Annotated in this window: 18 protein-coding genes and 1 tRNA gene; 4 read left to right on the top strand and 15 right to left on the bottom strand. The window is 69.1% G+C overall.

The genetic code is table 11. The features are described from left to right. Nucleotides 1-134: 134 nt before the first annotated feature. From radA to IPN47_03100, 10 genes are all read right to left on the bottom strand, one after another. Entirely contained in the window at nt 135-1,520 is a 1,386-nt protein-coding gene (gene radA, locus IPN47_03145; protein MBK9407041.1) for a DNA repair protein RadA, read from the bottom strand. Then, on the bottom strand, nt 1,520-2,941 hold the full coding sequence (dnaB, locus tag IPN47_03140; protein ID MBK9407040.1) for a replicative DNA helicase: 1,422 nt from the start codon (nt 2,939-2,941) through the stop codon (nt 1,520-1,522). Before dnaB ends, radA begins: the two co-directional genes overlap by 1 nt. Then, complete coding sequence (locus tag IPN47_03135; GenBank protein MBK9407039.1) at nt 2,895-3,584, bottom strand: uracil-DNA glycosylase; 690 nt, start codon at nt 3,582-3,584, stop codon at nt 2,895-2,897. The genes dnaB and IPN47_03135 overlap by 47 nt, the downstream gene beginning before the upstream one ends. Before the next feature lie 451 nt (nt 3,585-4,035). Next, nucleotides 4,036-5,217, bottom strand: a complete 1,182-nt coding sequence (gene coaBC / locus IPN47_03130; GenBank protein MBK9407038.1) for a bifunctional phosphopantothenoylcysteine decarboxylase/phosphopantothenate--cysteine ligase CoaBC — start codon at nt 5,215-5,217, stop codon at nt 4,036-4,038. Nucleotides 5,218-5,246: 29 nt separating this feature from the next. Beyond that, nucleotides 5,247-5,459, bottom strand: a complete 213-nt coding sequence (locus IPN47_03125; GenBank protein MBK9407037.1) for a DNA-directed RNA polymerase subunit omega — start codon at nt 5,457-5,459, stop codon at nt 5,247-5,249. A gap of 6 nt (nt 5,460-5,465) precedes the next feature. Further along, nucleotides 5,466-6,113, bottom strand: coding sequence for a guanylate kinase (gene gmk, locus IPN47_03120; protein MBK9407036.1), 648 nt, complete (start codon nt 6,111-6,113; stop codon nt 5,466-5,468). Beyond that, nucleotides 6,110-6,970, bottom strand: coding sequence for a YicC family protein (locus IPN47_03115; GenBank protein ID MBK9407035.1), 861 nt, complete (start codon nt 6,968-6,970; stop codon nt 6,110-6,112). The genes gmk and IPN47_03115 overlap by 4 nt, the downstream gene beginning before the upstream one ends. A 27-nt stretch (nt 6,971-6,997) precedes the next feature. Next, complete coding sequence (locus IPN47_03110; protein ID MBK9407034.1) at nt 6,998-9,112, bottom strand: hypothetical protein; 2,115 nt, start codon at nt 9,110-9,112, stop codon at nt 6,998-7,000. Between the two features lie 5 nt (nt 9,113-9,117). Next, complete coding sequence (locus IPN47_03105; GenBank protein MBK9407033.1) at nt 9,118-10,593, bottom strand: leucyl aminopeptidase; 1,476 nt, start codon at nt 10,591-10,593, stop codon at nt 9,118-9,120. Nucleotides 10,594-10,910: 317 nt separating this feature from the next. Continuing rightward, a complete protein-coding gene (locus tag IPN47_03100) occupies nt 10,911-11,885 on the bottom strand; it encodes a D-glycerate dehydrogenase (GenBank protein ID MBK9407032.1) in 975 nt (324 codons plus the stop codon). A 171-nt stretch (nt 11,886-12,056) separates the two neighbouring features. Between IPN47_03100 and IPN47_03095 the strand changes: the two genes are divergently transcribed. Then, on the top strand, nt 12,057-12,452 hold the full coding sequence (locus IPN47_03095) for a TonB family protein (protein MBK9407031.1): 396 nt from the start codon (nt 12,057-12,059) through the stop codon (nt 12,450-12,452). Between the two features lie 92 nt (nt 12,453-12,544). Here IPN47_03095 and IPN47_03090 read toward each other — a convergent pair. From IPN47_03090 to IPN47_03075, 4 genes are all read right to left on the bottom strand, one after another. Next, a tRNA-Leu gene (locus IPN47_03090) sits at nt 12,545-12,628 on the bottom strand. Nucleotides 12,629-12,730: 102 nt separating this feature from the next. Continuing rightward, nucleotides 12,731-13,288 (bottom strand): Spy/CpxP family protein refolding chaperone, encoded by a 558-nt coding sequence (locus IPN47_03085; protein ID MBK9407030.1) that lies wholly within the window; start codon nt 13,286-13,288, stop codon nt 12,731-12,733. 13 nt (nt 13,289-13,301) lie between these two features. Further along, nucleotides 13,302-13,919, bottom strand: coding sequence for a zf-HC2 domain-containing protein (locus tag IPN47_03080; GenBank protein ID MBK9407029.1), 618 nt, complete (start codon nt 13,917-13,919; stop codon nt 13,302-13,304). Nucleotides 13,920-13,935: 16 nt separating this feature from the next. Continuing rightward, nucleotides 13,936-14,490, bottom strand: coding sequence for an RNA polymerase sigma factor (locus IPN47_03075; GenBank protein ID MBK9407028.1), 555 nt, complete (start codon nt 14,488-14,490; stop codon nt 13,936-13,938). Between the two features lie 131 nt (nt 14,491-14,621). Here IPN47_03075 and IPN47_03070 point away from each other — a divergent pair, with 131 nt between their 5' ends. From IPN47_03070 to IPN47_03060, 3 genes are all read left to right on the top strand, one after another. Further along, nucleotides 14,622-15,305 carry a glycerophosphodiester phosphodiesterase gene (locus IPN47_03070; GenBank protein MBK9407027.1) on the top strand — a complete coding sequence of 228 codons (684 nt, stop codon included), beginning with the start codon at nt 14,622-14,624 and terminating at the stop codon, nt 15,303-15,305. Between the two features lie 127 nt (nt 15,306-15,432). Then, a complete protein-coding gene (locus IPN47_03065) occupies nt 15,433-16,872 on the top strand; it encodes an amidohydrolase family protein (GenBank protein MBK9407026.1) in 1,440 nt (479 codons plus the stop codon). A 10-nt stretch (nt 16,873-16,882) separates the two neighbouring features. After that, complete coding sequence (locus IPN47_03060; protein MBK9407025.1) at nt 16,883-18,163, top strand: amidohydrolase family protein; 1,281 nt, start codon at nt 16,883-16,885, stop codon at nt 18,161-18,163. Nucleotides 18,164-18,308: 145 nt separating this feature from the next. On the opposite strand, the gene IPN47_03055 is transcribed toward IPN47_03060, so the two are convergent. After that, nucleotides 18,309-18,689 (bottom strand): hypothetical protein, encoded by a 381-nt coding sequence (locus IPN47_03055; GenBank protein ID MBK9407024.1) that lies wholly within the window; start codon nt 18,687-18,689, stop codon nt 18,309-18,311. Between the last annotated feature and the right edge of the window lie 117 nt (nt 18,690-18,806).

Genomic DNA, 18,806 nt, shown 5'->3' with positions numbered 1-18,806 from the left:
CGCGCGCGCCACGTCGTGCCCATCGTGCGAGTCGCCCGTGGCGTCGTGGTCACGCTCGTGGTCATCCTGGTGATCGTCGCCGCGATGGGTGTGCTGCAGGTCGTGCGGCGGGTCGTGCGACGTTTCGTGACGCATCAGCGGAACAGGTCCTTGAACAGGTTGCCTAACGTTCCCACCCCAACCACGCGGATGCCGTCGGGCGACTTGCGGGGCAGCGCGCGCTCCGAGAGGTACACCGTACGAAAGCCAAGCTGCGCCGCCTCGGCCAGTCGGCGTTCGGTCTGCGAGACTGGGCGCACCTCGCCGCCGAGTCCGACCTCGCCGATGAAGACCGCCTCCGAGGGAAGTGCCTGGTCGTAGACGCTGGAGGCGAGCGCCGCCGCGACCGCGAGATCGCCTGCGGGTTCCTGCATGCGCAGCCCCCCGACCACGTTCAGGAAGACGTCGAGCGGAGCGAAGGACAGTCCCGCGCGCTTGTCGAGCACCGCGAGGAGCAAGGCAAGACGCCGTCCATCGAAGCCGGTCGCGACACGCTGCGGCGTCCCGAATCCGGCCTTGGCCGCCAGCGCCTGCACCTCGACGAGCACCGGGCGCGTCCCTTCGAGGAGCGCCGTGATCGCGCTCCCGGATGCGCGCCCCTGGCGGTCGCCGAGGAAGAGCGCCGACGGATTGCCGACCCCCAAGAGCCCGTCCTCGGTCATGCGAAAGACGCCGATCTCGTCGACCGAACCGAAGCGGTTCTTCGTCGCCCGCAGGATGCGATGGTCGCCGGTCCCTTCGCCCTCGAAGTACAGCACCGTATCGACGATGTGCTCGAGGGTCTTGGGGCCGGCGATCCCGCCTCCCTTGGTCACGTGCCCCACGACGATGACCGTCGCCCCCGCCGACTTGGCGTAGCGCATCAGGCGCGCGGCACACTCGCGCACCTGCCCGACGTTCCCCGGCGCCCCCTCGAGTTCCTCGGTCGCCGTTGTCTGGATCGAGTCGACGACCATCACCGCCGGCCGCACCGCAGTGGCGACCTCCAGGATCTGCTCCAACGACGTTTCGCAGAGGAGTTGCACCTCTTCCGCCTGTCCGAGCCGCTCGGCGCGCAGCTTGACCTGCAGCGGCGACTCCTCCCCCGAGACGTAGAGGACGTTGGTTCCTCCCGCGGTGAGCGAGCCCGCCACCTGCAACAGGAGGGTCGACTTGCCGATTCCGGGCTCGCCGCCCACCAGCACCATCGACCCCGGCACGATCCCCCCGCCGAGCACGAAGTCCAACTCCGCAATGCCAGAGGAGAGCCGCGAGGCGCGCGCCGACTGCACGTCGCGCAGCTTGACCGGCGACGCGGCCCCCGCGGCCGCCGGGTGCGTGCCCGGGGCCACGCGCGAGCGCGCGGCCGGCTTGGCCGGGCGCGGCGCCGCCTCCTCAGCCAGCGTGTTCCATTCGCCGCATGCCTCGCACCGCCCGGCCCACTTGGGATGTTCGGCGCCGCACTCCGTGCAGCGGTACACCGACTTGGCGCGCGCCGCCATCACTCCTGGCGCGGCGAGTAGTTGTCGAAGCGCGTGTACTTCTTGTGGAAGTACATGCGCACCGTGTCGGTCGGACCGTTGCGCTGCTTGCCAATGATGACCTCGGCGAGCCCGTCGAGCGGCGTGCCGTCGGCCAGGCGGCGCGGTTCGCCGCGCTCGTCGTGCGCGCCTTCGTAATACTCGGGGCGATAGAGGAACATCACGACGTCGGCGTCCTGCTCGATGGCCCCCGATTCGCGCAGGTCGGAGAGTTGCGGCCGCTTGTTCTCGCCAGTGCGCTGCTCCGGACCGCGCGAGAGCTGCGACAGGCAGACGACGGGAACCTCGAGTTCGCGCGCAAGGATCTTGAGCGAGCGCGAGATGTAGCTCACTTCCTGCTGGCGGCTCTCGGAATCGGCCGGCCCCTGGATGAGCTGCAGGTAGTCGATGATGATCAACCCGATGTTGTTCTCGGCCTTGAGGCGCCGGCAACGCGAGCGGATCTCGAGGATGGAGAGCCCTGGCGTGTCGTCGATCCAGATGGGGAGCGTGCCGAGGATGCCGGAGGCCTTGGCCAGGTTGCGGAAGTCGTCGTCGGTCAGTTTGCCGCTGCGCAGCTTTTGCGCATCGACCCACCCCTCGGCGGCGAGCATACGCGTCACGAGCTGCTCCTTCGCCATTTCCAGGGAGAAGAGCGCCACGGCCGTCTTGCCGTAGTAGGCCGCGTTCTGTGCCACGTTGAGGACGAAGGCGGTCTTGCCCATCGACGGACGCGCGGCGACGATCGTCAGTTCGGACGGCTGGAAGCCTAACGTGAGCTTGTCGAGGTCGTCGAAGCCGGAGGGGACGCCGGTCACGCTCTCGCCGTGGCGGCTCAGCTCCTCGATCTTCTCCATCGCCTGCCAGAGGAGTTCCTTGATGCGATGGAAGCCCTCGGACTTGCGCGACTGGTTGATCTGGAAGATGCGCTGCTCGGCCGTGTCGAGCAGGTCGTGCGACGTCGTCTTCCCTTCGTACGCCGAGGTGATGATCTCGGTCGACGTCTCGATGAGGCGACGGACGATCGCCTTCTCGCGGATGATCTTGGCGTGGTACTCGACGTTGGCCGACGTGGGGACGGCGTCGACGAGTTCGGCGAGGTAGTCCTTCCCCCCCGACACCTCGAGCTCCCCGCGCAGCGAGAGCTCGTTGGCAAGGGTGAGGACGTCGACGACCGACCCTCGCTCGTTGAGCGAGAGCATCGCACGAAAGAGGCGCCGGTGCGCCTCGCGATAGAACATCGTATCGTCGACGAACTCGATCGCACGCACGATGGCGTTGCGATCCATCATCATCGCCGAGATCACCGCCTGCTCGGCGTCCTCCGAATAGGGAGGGCGCCGATCGCGGAACGGATCACGCGCTGCGGGCGCGGTCGAAGAGTCGTCGAGCAAGCTGGACATCTTCCCAGGTCGGGCGCTTCCACGACGGATTGCGCAGCAATGCCGCCGGGTGGTAGGTGACGATCAGGGGCACCCCGTAGTAGCGGTGGATCTTGCCGCGCAGTTTGCCGATCGGCTCCTTGGTCTGCAATAGTGTTTGCGCCGCAAACGTCCCGAGCGCGACGATCACCTTGGGGTTGAGCAGCTCGATCTGCCTAACGAGGAATGGCGAACAGGCCGTGACCTCGTCGGGGGTCGGGTTGCGGTTCCCCGGGGGGCGGTGCTTGAGCACGTTGCAGATGAAGACGTCGTCGCGCGACAGGTTGATGGCGGCGAGGATCTTGGTCAGCAGTTGCCCCGCCTGCCCCACGAACGGCACCCCCTGCTCGTCCTCGTTGGCTCCCGGCGCCTCGCCGACGCAGACGAAGTCGGCCTCCGGATTCCCCTGGCCGGGGACAGCCTGCTTGGCGGTGCGAAAGAGGGTGCAGCGTTCACAGTGCGCCGCCGCCGCGGCGATGTCATCCAGCGTCTGCCACGGGGACTGGGGTCCCCCGAAGAGCTCGTGCGCGGGCGACCCGACGACGAGCCCGGTGGGAACCTGCTCGAGGGGGATCGTGGCGTGCGACGCCTCCTGCGGCGGCGAGCCTTCGGCGGGAGCGGTCATGGGACGACTCGAGGAGACTGGGGCATCGGGACGATCGCCCTCCGAACCGGGCGGTGCCTCGGGAGGGAGCGGGCGAGCGGCGGCCGCGGCCGGCGACGGGGCGCGCTGGCTGTCGGTGCGCGGGAGCGGCGCGCGCGGCACCGGCGGGGGCGACTGAGCGGCCTCACCCTTCCCCTCGCCCGACGGGCGGGAGTCGAGCGCTCGTAGCGCCTGTCGCCAGTCGCCCGGCGGTTCGCTGGCGGCGGGCGCCGCGACGGCGGGACGATCGGCGGGGGCAGGTCGATCGAAGGCGGGAACCGCACGAGCCGCTGCAGCGGAGGCGCCAGGCGTCCCCCGCCCGGCGCCGCCGGCGCCCAACATGCGCATGACCTCCTCGACCGACATGGAATCGAGGACCAGCTCCGTCTCGCCCGCATCGCGCCGCTGCTCGAGGTAGAGGCGCAGTCGCTCCTTAGCGTCCACCGAGCTGCCTCTCGACGCGGTCGAGGATGGCGTCGGCCACCTCGCGCTTGCTGAGCAACGGCAGTGGCTCGCTTGCCCCATCCCGCGAGAGGAAGGTGACGCGGTTTGTATCACCCTCGAAGCCGGCCCCCGCCTCGCGCGCGTCGTTCACGACGATCAGGTCGAGTCCCTTGGCAGACAGCTTGGAGGCGCCGTTCGCGAGAACGTCGTCGGTCTCCAGCGCGAAGCCGACGATGATCGCCCCTGGCCGGCGGGCACTCATCGTGTCGCGCAGGATGTCGGGCGTGGGGGCGAGGGCGATCGCCTCGGGGGCGCCGGATTTCTTGATCTTCGACCCCGACACCGTGACCGGCCGAAAGTCGGACGGCGCCGCCGCCATCACGAGGATGTCGGCGTGCGGCAGGGCGCGCGCGACGGCGTCACGCATCTCCGCGGTGGTGGTGACGCGTTCGACATCGAGGACCGGGGCCGGCGTCACGCCTAACGGGCCGGCAATGAGCTTCACGTGCGCGCCCCGTCGCCACGCCGCCTCCGCGATCGCCACTCCCATCTTCCCGCTGCTGCGGTTGGAGATGAACCGCACGGGGTCGACCGCTTCGCGCGTGGGGCCGGCGGTCACGACGATGGTGCGCCCGGCAAGCGGCAGGTGCCCTTCGAGCAACCGCGCCGCGTGGAAGAGGATCGTCTCCGGCTCGGGCATGCGACCGGGGCCGAATCCCTCGCCGACGGCGAGGTCCCCAACGTCCGGGTCGATGACGTGATAGCCGAACTCGCGCAGGTGCGCCACGTTGCGCGTCGTTTGGGGGTGTCCCCACATGCGGTCGTTCATCGCCGGGGCGATGAGGACCGGCGCCGTCGTGGCGAGTAGCGCCGCCGTGAGGAGGTCGTTGGCGAAGCCGTGTGCGGCGCGCGCGAGTGTGTCGGCGGTGGCCGGCGCAACCAGCACCAGGTCTGCGCCTCGCGCGAGCTTGATGTGATCGAGGGCGTGCCCGGGGGCAATGAGCTCCGTGTGGACCGCGCGCCCGGTGAGCGCCTCAAACGTCACGGCGCCGATGAACTCCAGCGCCGAACGCGTCAGGACAACGTCGACCTCGGCGCCGGCCTGCGTGAGCAAACGCGCCAGCGAGGCCGACTTGTAGCTGGCGATCCCTCCCGTGACCCCGAGGAGGATGCGGCGCTTCGCGAACGGACGAACGGGCGCTACTCCGCGCGACGGCGGGGGATCACCTTGTACTCCACGTCGCCACCGGCCAGCTCCTCCATGGCGCGCGTCGTCAGCTTCTTCTCGCGCGCGCTCGGCGTCAGGTTCTTCGGCATCTCGTTGAGCACGCGCGCGTACTTCGCCGCCACGAGGACCCCGAGGTACTTGTTGGCGGAAGCGTTGGCGATTTCGTCAGGCGTAAAGACTCGCATAGCTCGTCAGGTTGCTCGTGCGTACTTCGTGATTTCGCGGTCCAGCCCATCTACGAGCTGCCGCACCCGATCCTCCAGCAGCGGCACCCGGCGGTGCCGCACCGTTTCTGCATCGACAATGGAGGCGACCTGCGTGTAGGCGCGCTCCAGATCGTCGTTCACGACCACGTACTGATAGCTCCCCACCGCCGCCAACTCGTCGCGGGCGCCGGTGAGGCGCTTGCGCACCGCCTCCGGGGACTCGGTGTTCCGACCCGTCAGTCGTCCCAGCAGGACTTCGGCCGACGGTGGAAGGAGGAAGACTAACACCGATTCGGGGTACGCGGCGATGAATTGTCTCGCCCCCTGAATATCGATGTCCATCACCACGTGCCGTCCGGTCCCGAAAACCCGGTCCACCTCGGACTTGAGCGTCCCGTACAGGTTCCCGTGGACCTCGGCCGATTCGGCGAAGTCGCCGCGCCCCCGTCGATCCCGGAAGTCGTCGAGCGACAGGAAGTGGTAGTCCTTCCCGTGCGTCTCGCCATTCCTCGGCGAGCGTGTCGTGCAGGAGATCGAGTATCCGACGTCCTCCCGCCGCTGAAGCAACATGCGGGCGAGGGTCGTTTTCCCTCCCCCCGAGGGAGACGACAGGATGAGCGGAAACGGGTTCACTCGAGGTTCTCCACCTGCTCGCGGATCCGCTCCAGCTCCTCCTTGATCGTCACGACGTCGGCCAGCATGGCCGCGTCGTTGGACTTGCTCCCGGTCGTGTTCGCCTCGCGCAGCATCTCCTGCAACAGGAAGCCGAGCCGCTTGCCCACCGGCTCACCATCCTTGCGCGACAGCGTCTGCCGGAAGGCCGTGTTGTGCGACTTGAAGCGCGACAGCTCCTCTTGCACGTCGAGTCGGTCGGCCAGGACGGCGATTTCCATCGCCAGTCGCCCCTCGTCCACCGCCACCCCCTGCGCCAGCTCCCGCACCGAGGCGCGGAGCCGCTCCCGCTGTTCGAGCAGCCGCGTTGGGGCACGCTCGGCGATGCGGGAGAGCGCCCCTTCGACGATCGCCAGGCGCTCCAGCAAGTACACGGCGAGTCGCTCCCCCTCTTCCTCGCGTGACGCGGAGAGCGCCTGGGCCGACGCGTCGACGATGGCGAGCAGTTCACTCACGTCGCCGTCCTCTCCCTCGGAGATCGAGGACATCACGTCGGGCATGCGGAGCACGGCCGCGACGTCGATCTCGCCGTCGAGCTGGTAGCGCGCCTGCAGCCGCCGCAAGAGTTCGACGTAGGCGCCGAATCGCGTCTCGTCGATGGCCGGAGCCCCCGCTACGCCGCGCTCGACGCGAGCCGTGAGCGAGATGTGGCCGCGGGTGACACGCTTGCGAAGCGCCTCGCGCACCTCGGTCTCCCATCGGCCCAACTCCGAGGGGAGGCGTATGGTCGCGTTGAAGAATCGATGATTGACGGAGCGGATCTCGACGGCGACGCGTGCAGCGCCTACCGTCCCTTCCGCCACGCCAAAACCCGTCATGCTTCGGATCATATGAGGCCGCGCAAGTTATTGCAGGACAATAACCTTGTCAATCAATTGAAGAAGTACCATCGCACGCCGTAGAACTGCACCGGCCGGTGCATGTAGAAAGCCAGGCACCTGCTGGTAGATCTCGTTGAGCGCATTCCGAAACTGGTACGTGAGCGTCGCCTGCAGCAACCGAATCTCGAGCTGCGCACCCAACGACCGGTATTGCGACGCCGCCAGGATCTGGTCGCCGAGCGGAAAGAGGGCCTGCGTGCGGTACTCGTGCGAGATGGCGAACAGGATGTGCAGGTTCCCGGTCGGAAAGCGCGAGCGCCACCCGGTCTCGATGTAGAGCTGCGATCTCGTCTGATACTCGGGGCGGAGCATCCCGGCCGAATCCCACTTCACCGCGATCACGTCGAAGCCGAGGTCCTTCCAGACCTTGCCTCGGAACGCCACGAAGGTCCCGGTGGCCGCACCGACCGAACGCCCCGTGAAGCCGGTGTCGAAGACGATGGGTGCGATGAGCTGCGCGGTGTCGCGCGACATGATCCCGCCCGAGAGCCAGGCCCGGTTGAGCCGAACGCCAACTTCGCCGCGGTAGGTCAGCGACGTCGGGAAGAGCCCGCCCTGCGTGGGCGCGTAGTAGCTCACCGCCCCCGACACGCCGAGCCAGGAGAGCGGCAGGAACCGCCCCGAGCCGTCGACGCGTCGAAGCTTGCGCTCGTCCTGTTGCTCCACGAAGCCGGCGAGGGCAACGCGCGACCGTTCGTATGCGATGCGAGCGGAGGGCGTGAAGTGCGAGAGCGAGTCGAGGCGACGCAGACGACCGGTGAAGGAGACGGCGAGCGCCCCACGCTCCCACCCCGCCGCGGCGACATACTGCTGCCGGGCGATGCTCAGCTCGTTCGACGTGGGCTGGAGCGGGACGTCCACCGTGTCGCGGTGGGCGAGGTTGTTCTGGGTGTGCGAGAGCCGGGCCGCGGTAAGGTGGAGCCAGACGCCGCGCGTGGTGTCGGTGTATGCGCCACGGAGATAGGCCTCGTTGAACGCCCCGTCGAACAGCGGGAGGTTGGGACGGACCGGGACGAGGTCCTCGTCGCGCAGTTGTTCGGTGCGCGAGCGCGTGGAGCGGGTGAAGGACACATCGGCGCTGAAACGCCCGCGCGCCCAGCCACCGCGGCCGAAGAGCGAGAGGCCGTCGGCATCGCCGGCGCCGCGGTTGTCACGCGTCCCGATCTGGTAGGCGCCCAGCTGCAAGGCCCCGCCGTTCCGCCACCGTTGTCCGTAGTAGCCGCGATAGCCGTTGGTTTCCAGGTCGCCCGTGCCGATGTCGACTCGCGTCGACGGTGTCACGCTTCGCACCCGCCACGAACGCAGGTGCACGCGGACCTCGCTCGCCCCGCGTTCAATGCGGACTTCCTCGAGTTGCCAGAGTTGCACGAACGACAGGTCGAGCATCCCGCCGTTTCTCGGATCGATCGCGTCCAGTTCGATGCCGTCGTAGAAGACGCGGACCTTTCCCAGGTCACCCAACATCGCCCCCACCTGCGGCGACCCGAGCCACCCGGTGCGAAAGACCGTGAGCCCGGGGACACGCTCGAGCAGGTCGCCTAACGTCAATGCCCCCGTGGCCGCCAGTTCGTCACGTCCCCAGCGGTAGGGGTCGCCCAGGTCCGTGAGATGCGGCATCTCGGCCGATGGCGTTGGCGCCTTGACCGTGTCGCCGCGCCGCTCCTGCTCGCGCAGGATGCGCTGGCTCTCGCGCTGCAACGAATCGGTGAAGACCGAATCGGCCCGCAGCGAATCCTGCCGCTGCTTGATCGAATCGGCCGCCGCCTTCTCCATCGCGGCCTTGACCTCGGCCGCAGACGCAGCCGCGAGCGAATCGGCGCGGGCCTTGAGCGTATCGGACGCCGGCTTCTTGAGCGTGTCGACGCCCGCCTTCTGGAGCGTGTCCGCGCCGGCCTTCTTGAGTGAATCGGCGCGAGCCTTCTTGATCGAGTCGGCCTTGGCCTTGGCGGCCTTCGCCGCCGGGGTCGCCTCCTGGCGCGCCGGGGGCTTGGCCGGCGGGCGCTGCTGGGCACCTGCCGTCCCGTGAAAAACGGCCCCGACCGCGAGGCCGAGGCCGGCGAGCCGGAGGAATCGGAACAACGGGATCAGTGCGCTCTCCCTCGAACGAATTCGATGAAGGTGCCCGTGGGCGTCCCGGTCGGCCCCTTGGGGATGATGCCGAGGTCGCTCTCGCTGTAGGCGGTGCCAGCCACGTCGAGATGCACCCACGGATAGGAGACAAACTCGCGAAGGAACATGGCGGCCGTGATCGTCCCGCCGGCGCGACCGCCCGTGTTCTTGATGTCGGCGACGTCCGACTTGATCTGCTCGCGGTACTCGTCGAACATCGGAAGCTGCCAAGCCGGCTCGCTCGCGCGGCGGGCGGCGCCCACCACCTCGGCCACCAGGGCGTCGTCGTTCCCGAGCGCGCCGGTGGTGGTGTTGCCGAGGGCGACGACGCACGCGCCCGTCAGGGTGGCGGCATCGACGACGGCCGCCGGATCGAAGCGCTTGACCCACGCCAGGACGTCGGCCAGCACCAGTCGCCCTTCGGCGTCCGTGTTGATGATCTCGATCGTGGTCCCGGTGGAGGCGGTCACGACGTCGCCCGGCTTCACGGCAGTGCCAGACGGCATGTTGGTCGTCGCGCCGAACACGCCGACGACGTTGATCGGGAGCGCGAGGCGGGCGATGGCTTCCATGGCGCCGATGACACCGGCCGCGCCGCACATGTCGAACTTCATGAACTCCATGCGCTCGGCGGGCTTGATGGAGATGCCGCCGGTGTCAAAGCACAGCCCCTTCCCCACGAGCACGATGGGCTTCTGATCTTTAGGGCCCTTGCGATACTCCATGGCGACGAGCTTGGGATCCTGCGGCGTTCCCTGCGCGACGCAGAGGAACGATCCCATCTTCTCGCGCTCCATCTCCTTGCGCCCCAGCACCGTGACCTTGAGGGCGTGGCGCTTGCCCAGCTCGCGCGCCGTTTCCTCGAGCAGGTCGGGGGTACAAAGGTTGCCGGGCATCTGCGCGAGGCGGCGCGAGAGGGCGTACCCGGCCCCTACCGCCTGGGCGGCGCCGACGGCACTCCCGAGCGACTTGGCATTGTCGGCGATCAGCGTCGCCTCGCGAAGCGGGGCACGACGGTCGCTCTCGGGCGGTGGCGTGCGCAGGTCGAGATACTCCCAGCAGCCGAGCTGCGCGCCAACCAGGATCGCCTCGGCCTCGCCCGCATCGACGGCACCTGCGACGATCGACATCGTGCCGACCCCCATGCGGTGCGCCTGGCGGGCGGCCAGCGTCGCGGCACGCCGCAGCGCGAGCGCCCGGTCGCTGGCCGCACCGTACCCGACCAGCAGGAGTCGCCGGGGGCCTCGGCTCCCGCCCACCAGGTGCAACGTCTCGTCGCGCCCGCCGCGGAAATCGCCGCGACGCAGGGTGCGCCCGATCGCTCCGCCGATGGCCTTGTCCAGCACCTTGAGGTGAGGCGGCAGGTCGGTGCCCGCAGGCAGCAGGGTCACCAGCAACGGCGTGTTCAGCGTCGCCGTGTTCGTGGCGCGCGCAGCGATGGTCAGCGTCATGGAGGTCGGGTGGACTCGGAAGTGCCCCGTGCGAACGACGGCGAACTAAAGGGGTGCGCCGCGCGGGCAACCAATGATCGGAAGTGCGCGGAAAGCTAGGGAGCGTGGTTTGAGGCGGCAAGCGAATGCGGACTGATAGCCACGCGACACGCGAGATGTTCCGTGCCGGCAAGATACGGCGCGGCGTCACGCGCGCGTCACGCGCACCGCGAATGCGCGTCGCAACGTGCGATGGGAGGGCGCGGCGAGCGTGGAACTCGCCCGGCAATCGTCGCCCAGTGCGCCGGTGCCTTACGCGGCAGCGGCGGGCCCCTCCCCTACACCACGCGATCCGGCGGCTCCTGGCCCCGCAGGAATGCGGCAATGTTGCGGATCGCACACTCCCCCATGGCCACGCGCGACGCCTGCGTGGCGCTCCCCAGGTGCGGGAGGGCGAAGACGTTAGGGAGCAGGCGCAACGGCTCGGGAACCGCCGGTTCTCGCTCGAAGACGTCCAGCCCGGCCCCGCGGATCGTCCCGTCCTGGAGGGCGGCGATCAGGGCAGTCTCGTCGACCACGTCTCCGCGCGAGGTGTTCACCAGGAACGCCGAGGGCCGCATGCGGCGCAGCTCGGCGTCGCCGATGAGGTGATGGGTGTCGGGGGTGGCGGGACAATGCAACGAGATCATGTCGCACTGCGGGAGGAGCGCATCGAGTGTCGGGACGTACGACGCACCGCAGGCGCGCTCCACCTCGGCATCGGCCCGGCGCCGTGAGTGATAGCACACACGCATCCCGAAACCGAGCGCCGCGCGTCGTGCGACCGCCTGACCGATGCGCCCGAAGCCCACGATGCCTAACGTCGCTCCGCTCACGCGCGTCCCCAGCAAGTGCGTCGGACGCCAGCCGCTCCACGAGGCGTCGCGCAGCTCACGGTCGCCTTCGCGCGCGCGGCGGGCCGCCGCCAGGATGAGCAGCAGCGTGAGGTCGGCCGTATCGTCGGTCAGGACGCCGGGGGTGTTGGTCACCACGATTCCCGCGTCGCGCGCCGCCTCGAGATCGATGTGGTTGGTTCCCGCCCCGAAGTTCGCGAGCAGGCGCACGCGCCGAGCGCCGTCGGTGAGCACGTCCCTCGTCAGGCGGTCGGTGAGCGTGCAGAGCACGATGTCGTAGCGCGCCAGCGCCGCGCGAAGATCGCGGGGGGCGAGTGGCTCGTCCGTGGCGTTGAGCACGGCGCCGTACGCCTGCGCCAGCGTGGTCTCCACGGGCTCGGGAAGCCGGCGCGTGACGAGGATTGAGGGGAGAGACGTCATCGTCGCGGGCGTGTCCGAGAAGGGGGCAATCAGGTGATCCATGTCACGCCTCCAACGATAGTGAGCGGCGATCCGCCACACCGGCGGACAGCGACGCACGCGATTTCAGATGCGCGCGCGAGCGTCCGAGACTCGATCGGGTTGACCCCAATCAATTCCGGAGTGACCCGTATGCGCCCTGATCGCCTGCTCCCCGTCGTTGCCGCCGCACTGCTCACCCTCGCTGCCGCTCCGGCGCTCCGCGCCCAGGCGAGCGACCAGGTCTACGCCGGGGAGGACGTGGATACCCCGCCCCGACTCGCGAACCCGGCCAAGACGGCGCGCCTCGTGGCGGACTCGTATCCGGCGAACCTCAAGCGTATCGGAGTCGCGGGTCAAGCGCAGGTGCAGTTCGTCGTGGACGTGAGCGGAAAGGTCGAGCCGGGAAGCGTCGAGGTGGTGCTGGCGTCGACCCCGGCGTTCGCCTCCGCCGCGAAGAATGTCGTCGCGAAGATCGAGTTCACCCCCGGCAAGTCGAAGGGCCAGGTAGTACGCACGCGCGTCCTGCTACCGATCCAGTACAAGTAGGGCGAAGCGCGGGAAGGGCCCGTGCCCGCCCGAGGCCTCTGACACGACACGGGGCGCGCTGCGATGACAGCGCGCCCCGTGTCTTTCCCTCATGCCCAGGACGAGACTCGAACTCGTATACCCCTGAGGGCGGGGGATTTTGAGTCCCCTGCGTCTACCAATTCCGCCACCCGGGCCGACGCCGGAATGTAGCGTCGCAACCGCGGCGGCTCAACGCGGCCCCCAGCCGACGATCGCGGTGGGTGACGGCACCCATCGCGGCGCGTGAAGGCCGAGCGCTACGGCTGGCCCGGCCGTCGCAGCATCTGACGGCGTTGCCCGGGCCTCGGCATGTCGATGCCGAGCGAATCGGGGAGCGTGTCGCCCTCGGCCCGTCGGCGCATGTCGTCGGCACGACGGCGAAGCTGCTCCTGCATCCCCATGAACTTGGCGCGCTGCACCGGCGTGAGGAACGTCGACAGCTCGCGCTGCTCGTTTTCCATCAGGTCGAGGCGGGCGCGCTGGACGCGCAGCGCACGATCCATGAGCTGTGCGACGCGGTCCTGGGTCGCCTGATCCTCGGCGCCCTTGAGGACGTCGCGCATTTCCTTGCGCACGGCGCGCTCCTCGATGAAGAGCTCGCGTCGCTTGCTCTCCAGTCGCGTGTTGACCTCGCTCATCTGTGCCAGCTGCGCGTCGGTGAGCGAGAGGCGCTCCTTGAGGACCTGCCCGAATCGTTCGCGAAAGCGCTGCTCGAGCTGCGCGCGCCCCCGCGGGGGGGCACCGCTCGTCACGCGCTGCGCCTGGAGCTGGCCAGCCGTAGCGAGGACAAACAGGGGGACGAAAAGGCGGATCATCGACCAGGGTCTCCTACGAACCAGTGCCATTGCTGGCCACCACGCGACCGCCCGGCGTGCTTTCGGGTTCGGCCAATGGGGCGGCTTCGAGTTGGTCCAGCTGACTGAGAAGGGATTCGAGTTCGGCGTCATTCAGGTCGCCCAACGCGGTATGGACGGAGGGGCCGCTCGCGGCCGACCCGCTGCTCACCGGGGTGTCGGCGCTGGCGAGCGCCGGCGCGGCGTCGAGTGCGGCCTGCTGCGCCACGGGCGAGGGTCCCTCCCCCGTCAGCGCCGAGTCGACGATGGCCACCGGCGAGCTCCCGAAGTAGGAGCGCGCCACCGCGAGCGACATCCCGCCGAGCGAGACGAAGGTGATCGCCGCCGCCAGCCGGAAGAAGATCGGGGAGCGTCGCCGCTGCGAGGCGACGGGCTGAATCTGGAGAGCGCGCGCCCCAGGACGCGGCAGGGCCGCGACGATCGCCGCCGTGTCGAAGGCCGGGACACGGACGCCTGCCATCGTGCGCTGCGCAGCGCGCAGGAGCGCGAACTCCGCCGCACAGTCCTCGCAGCTCGCGAGGTGCGCCTCCACGGCCACCCGATCGGTGGCGGAGAGGGCATCATGCAGCAGCTCGGGAAGCAGCTCCCGCATTGCGACGTTCGGGCAATCAGTCATTGAGCGTCTCCTTGATCTGCCGCAGCGCGTTGTGATAGTGCACGCGCGCCGCACCTTCCGTCGTTCCGACCACGTCGGCGATCTCCTTGTAGGACAGGCCATCGCTCACCCGCAGCGTGAAGACCTCGCGTTGCGTCGCGGTGAGGCGGCCAATGGCGCGCTGCATCTTCCGCTCGGCTTCCTCGGCGATCATCCCGTCGAGGGCGTCATACTCGGTCACCACGTCTCCGTCCTGCAACTCCGTCGTGTCCCGCTGTCGTTTGCGGGCGCGTCGCCGGTCCAGCACCAACCGCCTGGCGATGGTGAAGATCCAGGTTCGCAACGAGCTGTCGCCCCGAAAGGCGTCCAGCGATCCAAACGCCCGCACGAACGCGTCCTGCACCACCTCGTCCACACCCTCACGAATCCCCAGACTCGCCACGTATCGCGCGACCGACGGAGCGTGCCGATCCACCAGGAGGGTGGCAGCTCGCTCGTCACCCGCGCGCCAGCGCGCGATCAACTCGCCGTCCGGCGCTTCCACGCCCGATACAATATCCGCGGTCATTCGTATCCGGTTCCGACCCGTGAGACGCCCGACGGAGGAAAGTGTTAAGATGGGGGCGCTTCCGGTCGGACACGCTCACCGCCCCTCGCTCCTGACGCCCGGTGTCAATGGAAGTCATCGCCCATCGCGGTATGCCGCGCAAGTCGCGGGAGAACACCCTGGCAGGCTTTGCGGCGGCCATCGAGGCCGGTGCCGATGGCATCGAGCTCGACGTGCATGCCACTCGCGACGGGGTGGTCGTCGTGCACCATGACGCGCACCTCCTCCCACCCCCCGGGTCGCCAGCGGGAAGCCTCGGGGTCCCCATCGCCGCGCTGACCTTCTCCGAACTCCGCCGAGAGTCCTTCGGTGGGGGGGACATCCCTTCGCTCGACGAGACGCTTGCCTGCGTCGACGGACGCGCAACCCTGTACGTCGAGGTCAAGGCGCCGTCGATCGAGAGCCGAGTGGTCTCGGAACTCACCTTGCACCGGGCGCGCGCCGCCGTCCACAGCTTCGATCATCGCATTTCCCGCACGGTCCGCGAGATGGCGCGCGAGCTCCCGACGGGGATTCTCACGACGAGCTATCTGGTCGAACCCGAACGCGCGCTCCGGGCCGCCGGCGCGCGCGACTACTGGCAGCGTTGGGAGATGATCGACGCCGCGCTCGTGAACCGCGTGCATGGTGCCGGTGGGCGGGTCATCGCCTGGACCGTGAATAGCACCGCGGCGGTCTCGCTCCTCATCGCGCTCGGGGTCGATGCGGTGTGTACCGACGTGACCGACGAGATCGTTCCCTTCGTCCGGCAGCGGGAGGGGGCGAAGGGAGGATAACCGGCGCCCGGCGACGCGCCTTTCCGACGGCCCGGCGCGTCACGGTGCCATCTGGCCGGGGGGTGGCTCGACCGGTAGCTTCGGCCGCCGTCGTCCCCCCTTCCAGCCACCGGAGTCCAGCGACCCCATGCGAGCGTTCATCCCGCTCCTCCTCGGCGCGAGCGCCGTGGGCTGTGCCGCGCAGCAGCCCGTGCCGGCACCCGCCCCCCGCCCTGCGCTAACCGCCGCCGACAGCACCCCGAAGGTCTCCCCCGGCGCGGGTGCCCTGAGCCTTCCGAACGCCGATCCGTTCCCCAGTACATATCGTCCGTTCGCAGTGCGCACGACCGTCATCCGCAACGCCACGATCATGACGGCCGCCGGACCGACACTACGTGGCGCGTCGATCCTGCTGCGCGACGGCAAGATCACGGCGGTCGGGATGAACCTGGACGTGCCCTCGGATGCCACGGTCATCGACGGCACCGGCAAGTTTGTCACTCCCGGCATCATCGATACGCACACCCACCTCGGGGTCTACCCGGCTCCCGGTGTCGAGGCGTTGAGCGATGGCAACGAAGCGACGAGTCCGTCCACGCCTAACGTCTGGGCCGAGCACTCCATTTACGCCCAGGACCCGCAGTTCCCGCGCGCGCTGGCGAGCGGCGTCACGACGGTCCAGGTCCTCCCCGGCTCGGCCAACCTCATCGGCGGACGCGGCGTGACGCTCAAGGTCGTCCCCTCGCGCACGGTGCGGGGGATGAAGTTCCCCGGCGCCAAGTACGGACTCAAGCACGCCTGCGGCGAGAACCCCAAGCGTATGTATGCCAACCGCGGCCCATCCACCCGCATGGGCAACGTGGCCGGTTGGCGCGCGCAGTACCTGCAGGCCGAGCAGTACCGCCGTCGCTGGGACCGCTGGCTCGCCGACCGCAAGGGCGAGCCGCCGGCGCGCGACCTCAACATGGAGACGCTGGCCGAGGTGCTGCGCGGCAACATTCTCGTGCAGTGGCACTGCTACACCGCCAACGACATGGAAGGCGCGATGGAAGTGGCCGACGAGTTCGGCTTCCAGATCCGATCGTTCCATCATGGCGTCGAGGCCTACAAGTTGGCCGACCTCCTCGCCCAGAAGGGGATCTCGGCGTCGCTCTGGTCGGACTGGGGCGGCTTCAAGGTCGAGGCGATGGACGGCGTGCGAGCCAACATCGCCCTCGTGCACGCAGCGGGAGCGCGCGCGATCGTCCACTCCGATGACGCGAGCGGCATGCAGCGCCTCAACCAGGACGCGGCCAAGTCCATCGCCGAGGCGCGCACGTTAGGCATCGACATCAGCGAGGACGAAGCCATTCGGTGGCTCACCGCCAACCCGGCGTGGGCGCTCGGCCTCGAGGATCGCGTCGGGACGCTCGAGCCGGGCAAGAACGCCGATGTCGTGCTGTGGAGCGGCACGCCGTTCAGCATCTACTCTCGCGCAGAAAAAGTCTGGATCGACGGGGCCATGCTGTACGATCGCCTCAATCCCGCGTCGCGCTGGCGCACCGACTTCGAACTGGGCTTCGTCCCCGAGACCGAGGGAGGGCGCTGAGATGACGATCATGACACGCATTCCGGCCTGGGTGAGCGTCGCCTGCGCCTCGCTCGCGGTGGCCACCGCATCGCTCTCCGCGCAGACCATCGCAATCACGGGGGGCAAGGTCCATCCGGTGAGCGGCCCGGCGATCGAGAACGGGACGGTACTCGTCCGCGACGGGAAGATCGTCGCCGTCGGGAGCAACATCGCGATCCCTGCCGATGCGCAGCGCATCGACGCGAAAGGCAAGTGGGTCACGCCGGGCATCGTCAATGCGACCACCTCGCTCGGCCTCACCGAGATCGGCGCCGTGGAGCAGACGGTCGACCTGTCCGCCAGCGGCCAGGGCGATGGGGTGACGCCGTCGCTCCGGGTGTGGGACGGTTTCAATCCCGCGTCGGCGTTGCTGCAGGTGACGCGCAATGACGGGATCACCACCGTCGGGCTCATCCCGCGCGGCGGACTTGTTGGCGGCCAGGGCGCCGTCGTGTCGCTCGGCGACGGCGCGTTAGGCGACGTCCTGCTCAAGGGGCCGGCGGCGATGTTCGCCGACATCGGCTCCAAGGGGCCAGACCGTGGCGCCTCGCGCGCCGAGGTGTACCAGCGTTTGCGTGCCGTCCTCGCCGAAGCCCGTGACTGGCCCAGGCGCCGCAGTCGGTACGACGCCAACGCCTCGCGCCCGCTGGCCGCGCGTCCGGTCGATCTCGAGGCGCTACAGCCCGTACTGCGTGGCGAGATTCCGCTCGCCATCGACGCCGACCGCGCCAGCGACCTCGTCGTCGCACTCGACATCGGCAAGGAGTTCGGGATCAAGGTCGCCCTCACCTCGGCGACCGAGGCGTGGAAGGTCGCCGACCAGATTGCCGCAGCGAAGGCCTATGTGCTCGTGGGAGCGCTCAACAACATTCCGCGCGACTTCTCGATGCTCGGGGCGCGGCAGGAGAACGCGGCGCTGCTCCAGCAAGCCGGGGCCCGGGTGATCATTGCCGGCGGCGTCGACGCCTTCAACGCGCGCAACGTGAAGTACGAGGCAGGGGTAGCGGTCGCCTTCGGGATGCCGTGGGACGCCGCCCTGCGCGCGGTGACGTTGACCCCAGCGGAGATGTACGGCGTCGCGGACCGCGTCGGCTCGCTGCAGCCCGGTCGTGACGCGACGCTGGTGATCTGGAGTGGCGATCCGTTTGAGCTGTACACGCGCGCCGAGCGGGTGTACGTGCGTGGCCGTGAGGTGCAACGGCCGTCACGCCAGGACGAACTGATGCGCCGCTACAAGACGCTGCCGCCAGACTATCGCGCCAAGCCCTGAGATGGCGCCGGCGGACGTGCGCGCGGCAACACCCGCGCGACGTTCGCGTCCGACACCCAATGCACGAGGGGCGCACCAGCCGGTGCGCCCCTCGTCGTGTGTGCGGTTGTGTTCGGCCGACCCTGGCGCGACCGACCTGCTCCCCCTAGAGCGTCGCAGCAGGACCGTCGGACGCGGGACCGGGCGACGGTGAAGCGCTGGAGGCGGGGGGCGGAGGGGCATCGGCGCGCGGGGCCCCGTCAGCCGGGACGTTGCGCCCGGTGAGCGTGCGCATCCGATCCTCGAGTACGGCCAACTCCTCCTCGCGCGTGCGCACCGCGTCGACCAGTCGCACCATCGCGTGGTCGTCCGGCGTCTCCTTCCCGGTTCGGGCACGGTAGACCGCGTAGCCTAACGACTGGGCCGCGCGGTCGACGAGTTGGCGCGCCCGGAAGACCTCGAGGCGGAGTTTGCCTTCGTCGAGGGCGTCATTCGCGACGCGTCCGGCGCGATCGAGTTCGGTCCGCAACTTGTTCCAGAGCGCCATGGAGTCATCCTGCCGCCAGGGGAAATCCTCTCCGGACCGCCAGAGGGCGCCGGTCTGTCGTGCCGTACGATGGTACGATGGGGGAGGTTGCACCGGGCTGGCAATGGTCCGCCCTTC

The sequence above is a fragment of the Gemmatimonadota bacterium genome, assembly GCA_016719105.1.
In the GTDB taxonomy this organism is placed as follows: Bacteria; Gemmatimonadota; Gemmatimonadetes; order Gemmatimonadales; family Gemmatimonadaceae; genus SCN-70-22.
Note: the sequence above shows the minus strand (reverse complement) of the source record. Positions and strands in the feature narration are given on the sequence as shown.

Coding starts and splice junctions, on each gene's coding strand:
- radA (MBK9407041.1), bottom strand. CDS start 1,520: ATGGCGGCGCGCGCCAAGTCGGTGTACCGCTGCACGGAGTGCGGCGCC.
- dnaB (MBK9407040.1), bottom strand. CDS start 2,941: ATGTCCAGCTTGCTCGACGACTCTTCGACCGCGCCCGCAGCGCGTGAT.
- IPN47_03135 (MBK9407039.1), bottom strand. CDS start 3,584: ATGACCGCTCCCGCCGAAGGCTCGCCGCCGCAGGAGGCGTCGCACGCC.
- IPN47_03125 (MBK9407037.1), bottom strand. CDS start 5,459: ATGCGAGTCTTTACGCCTGACGAAATCGCCAACGCTTCCGCCAACAAG.
- IPN47_03115 (MBK9407035.1), bottom strand. CDS start 6,970: ATGACGGGTTTTGGCGTGGCGGAAGGGACGGTAGGCGCTGCACGCGTC.
- IPN47_03105 (MBK9407033.1), bottom strand. CDS start 10,593: ATGACGCTGACCATCGCTGCGCGCGCCACGAACACGGCGACGCTGAAC.
- IPN47_03100 (MBK9407032.1), bottom strand. CDS start 11,885: ATGACGTCTCTCCCCTCAATCCTCGTCACGCGCCGGCTTCCCGAGCCC.
- IPN47_03095 (MBK9407031.1), top strand. CDS start 12,057: ATGCGCCCTGATCGCCTGCTCCCCGTCGTTGCCGCCGCACTGCTCACC.
- IPN47_03085 (MBK9407030.1), bottom strand. CDS start 13,288: ATGATCCGCCTTTTCGTCCCCCTGTTTGTCCTCGCTACGGCTGGCCAG.
- IPN47_03080 (MBK9407029.1), bottom strand. CDS start 13,919: ATGCGGGAGCTGCTTCCCGAGCTGCTGCATGATGCCCTCTCCGCCACC.
- IPN47_03075 (MBK9407028.1), bottom strand. CDS start 14,490: ATGACCGCGGATATTGTATCGGGCGTGGAAGCGCCGGACGGCGAGTTG.
- IPN47_03070 (MBK9407027.1), top strand. CDS start 14,622: ATGCCGCGCAAGTCGCGGGAGAACACCCTGGCAGGCTTTGCGGCGGCC.
- IPN47_03065 (MBK9407026.1), top strand. CDS start 15,433: ATGCGAGCGTTCATCCCGCTCCTCCTCGGCGCGAGCGCCGTGGGCTGT.
- IPN47_03060 (MBK9407025.1), top strand. CDS start 16,883: ATGACACGCATTCCGGCCTGGGTGAGCGTCGCCTGCGCCTCGCTCGCG.
- IPN47_03055 (MBK9407024.1), bottom strand. CDS start 18,689: ATGGCGCTCTGGAACAAGTTGCGGACCGAACTCGATCGCGCCGGACGC.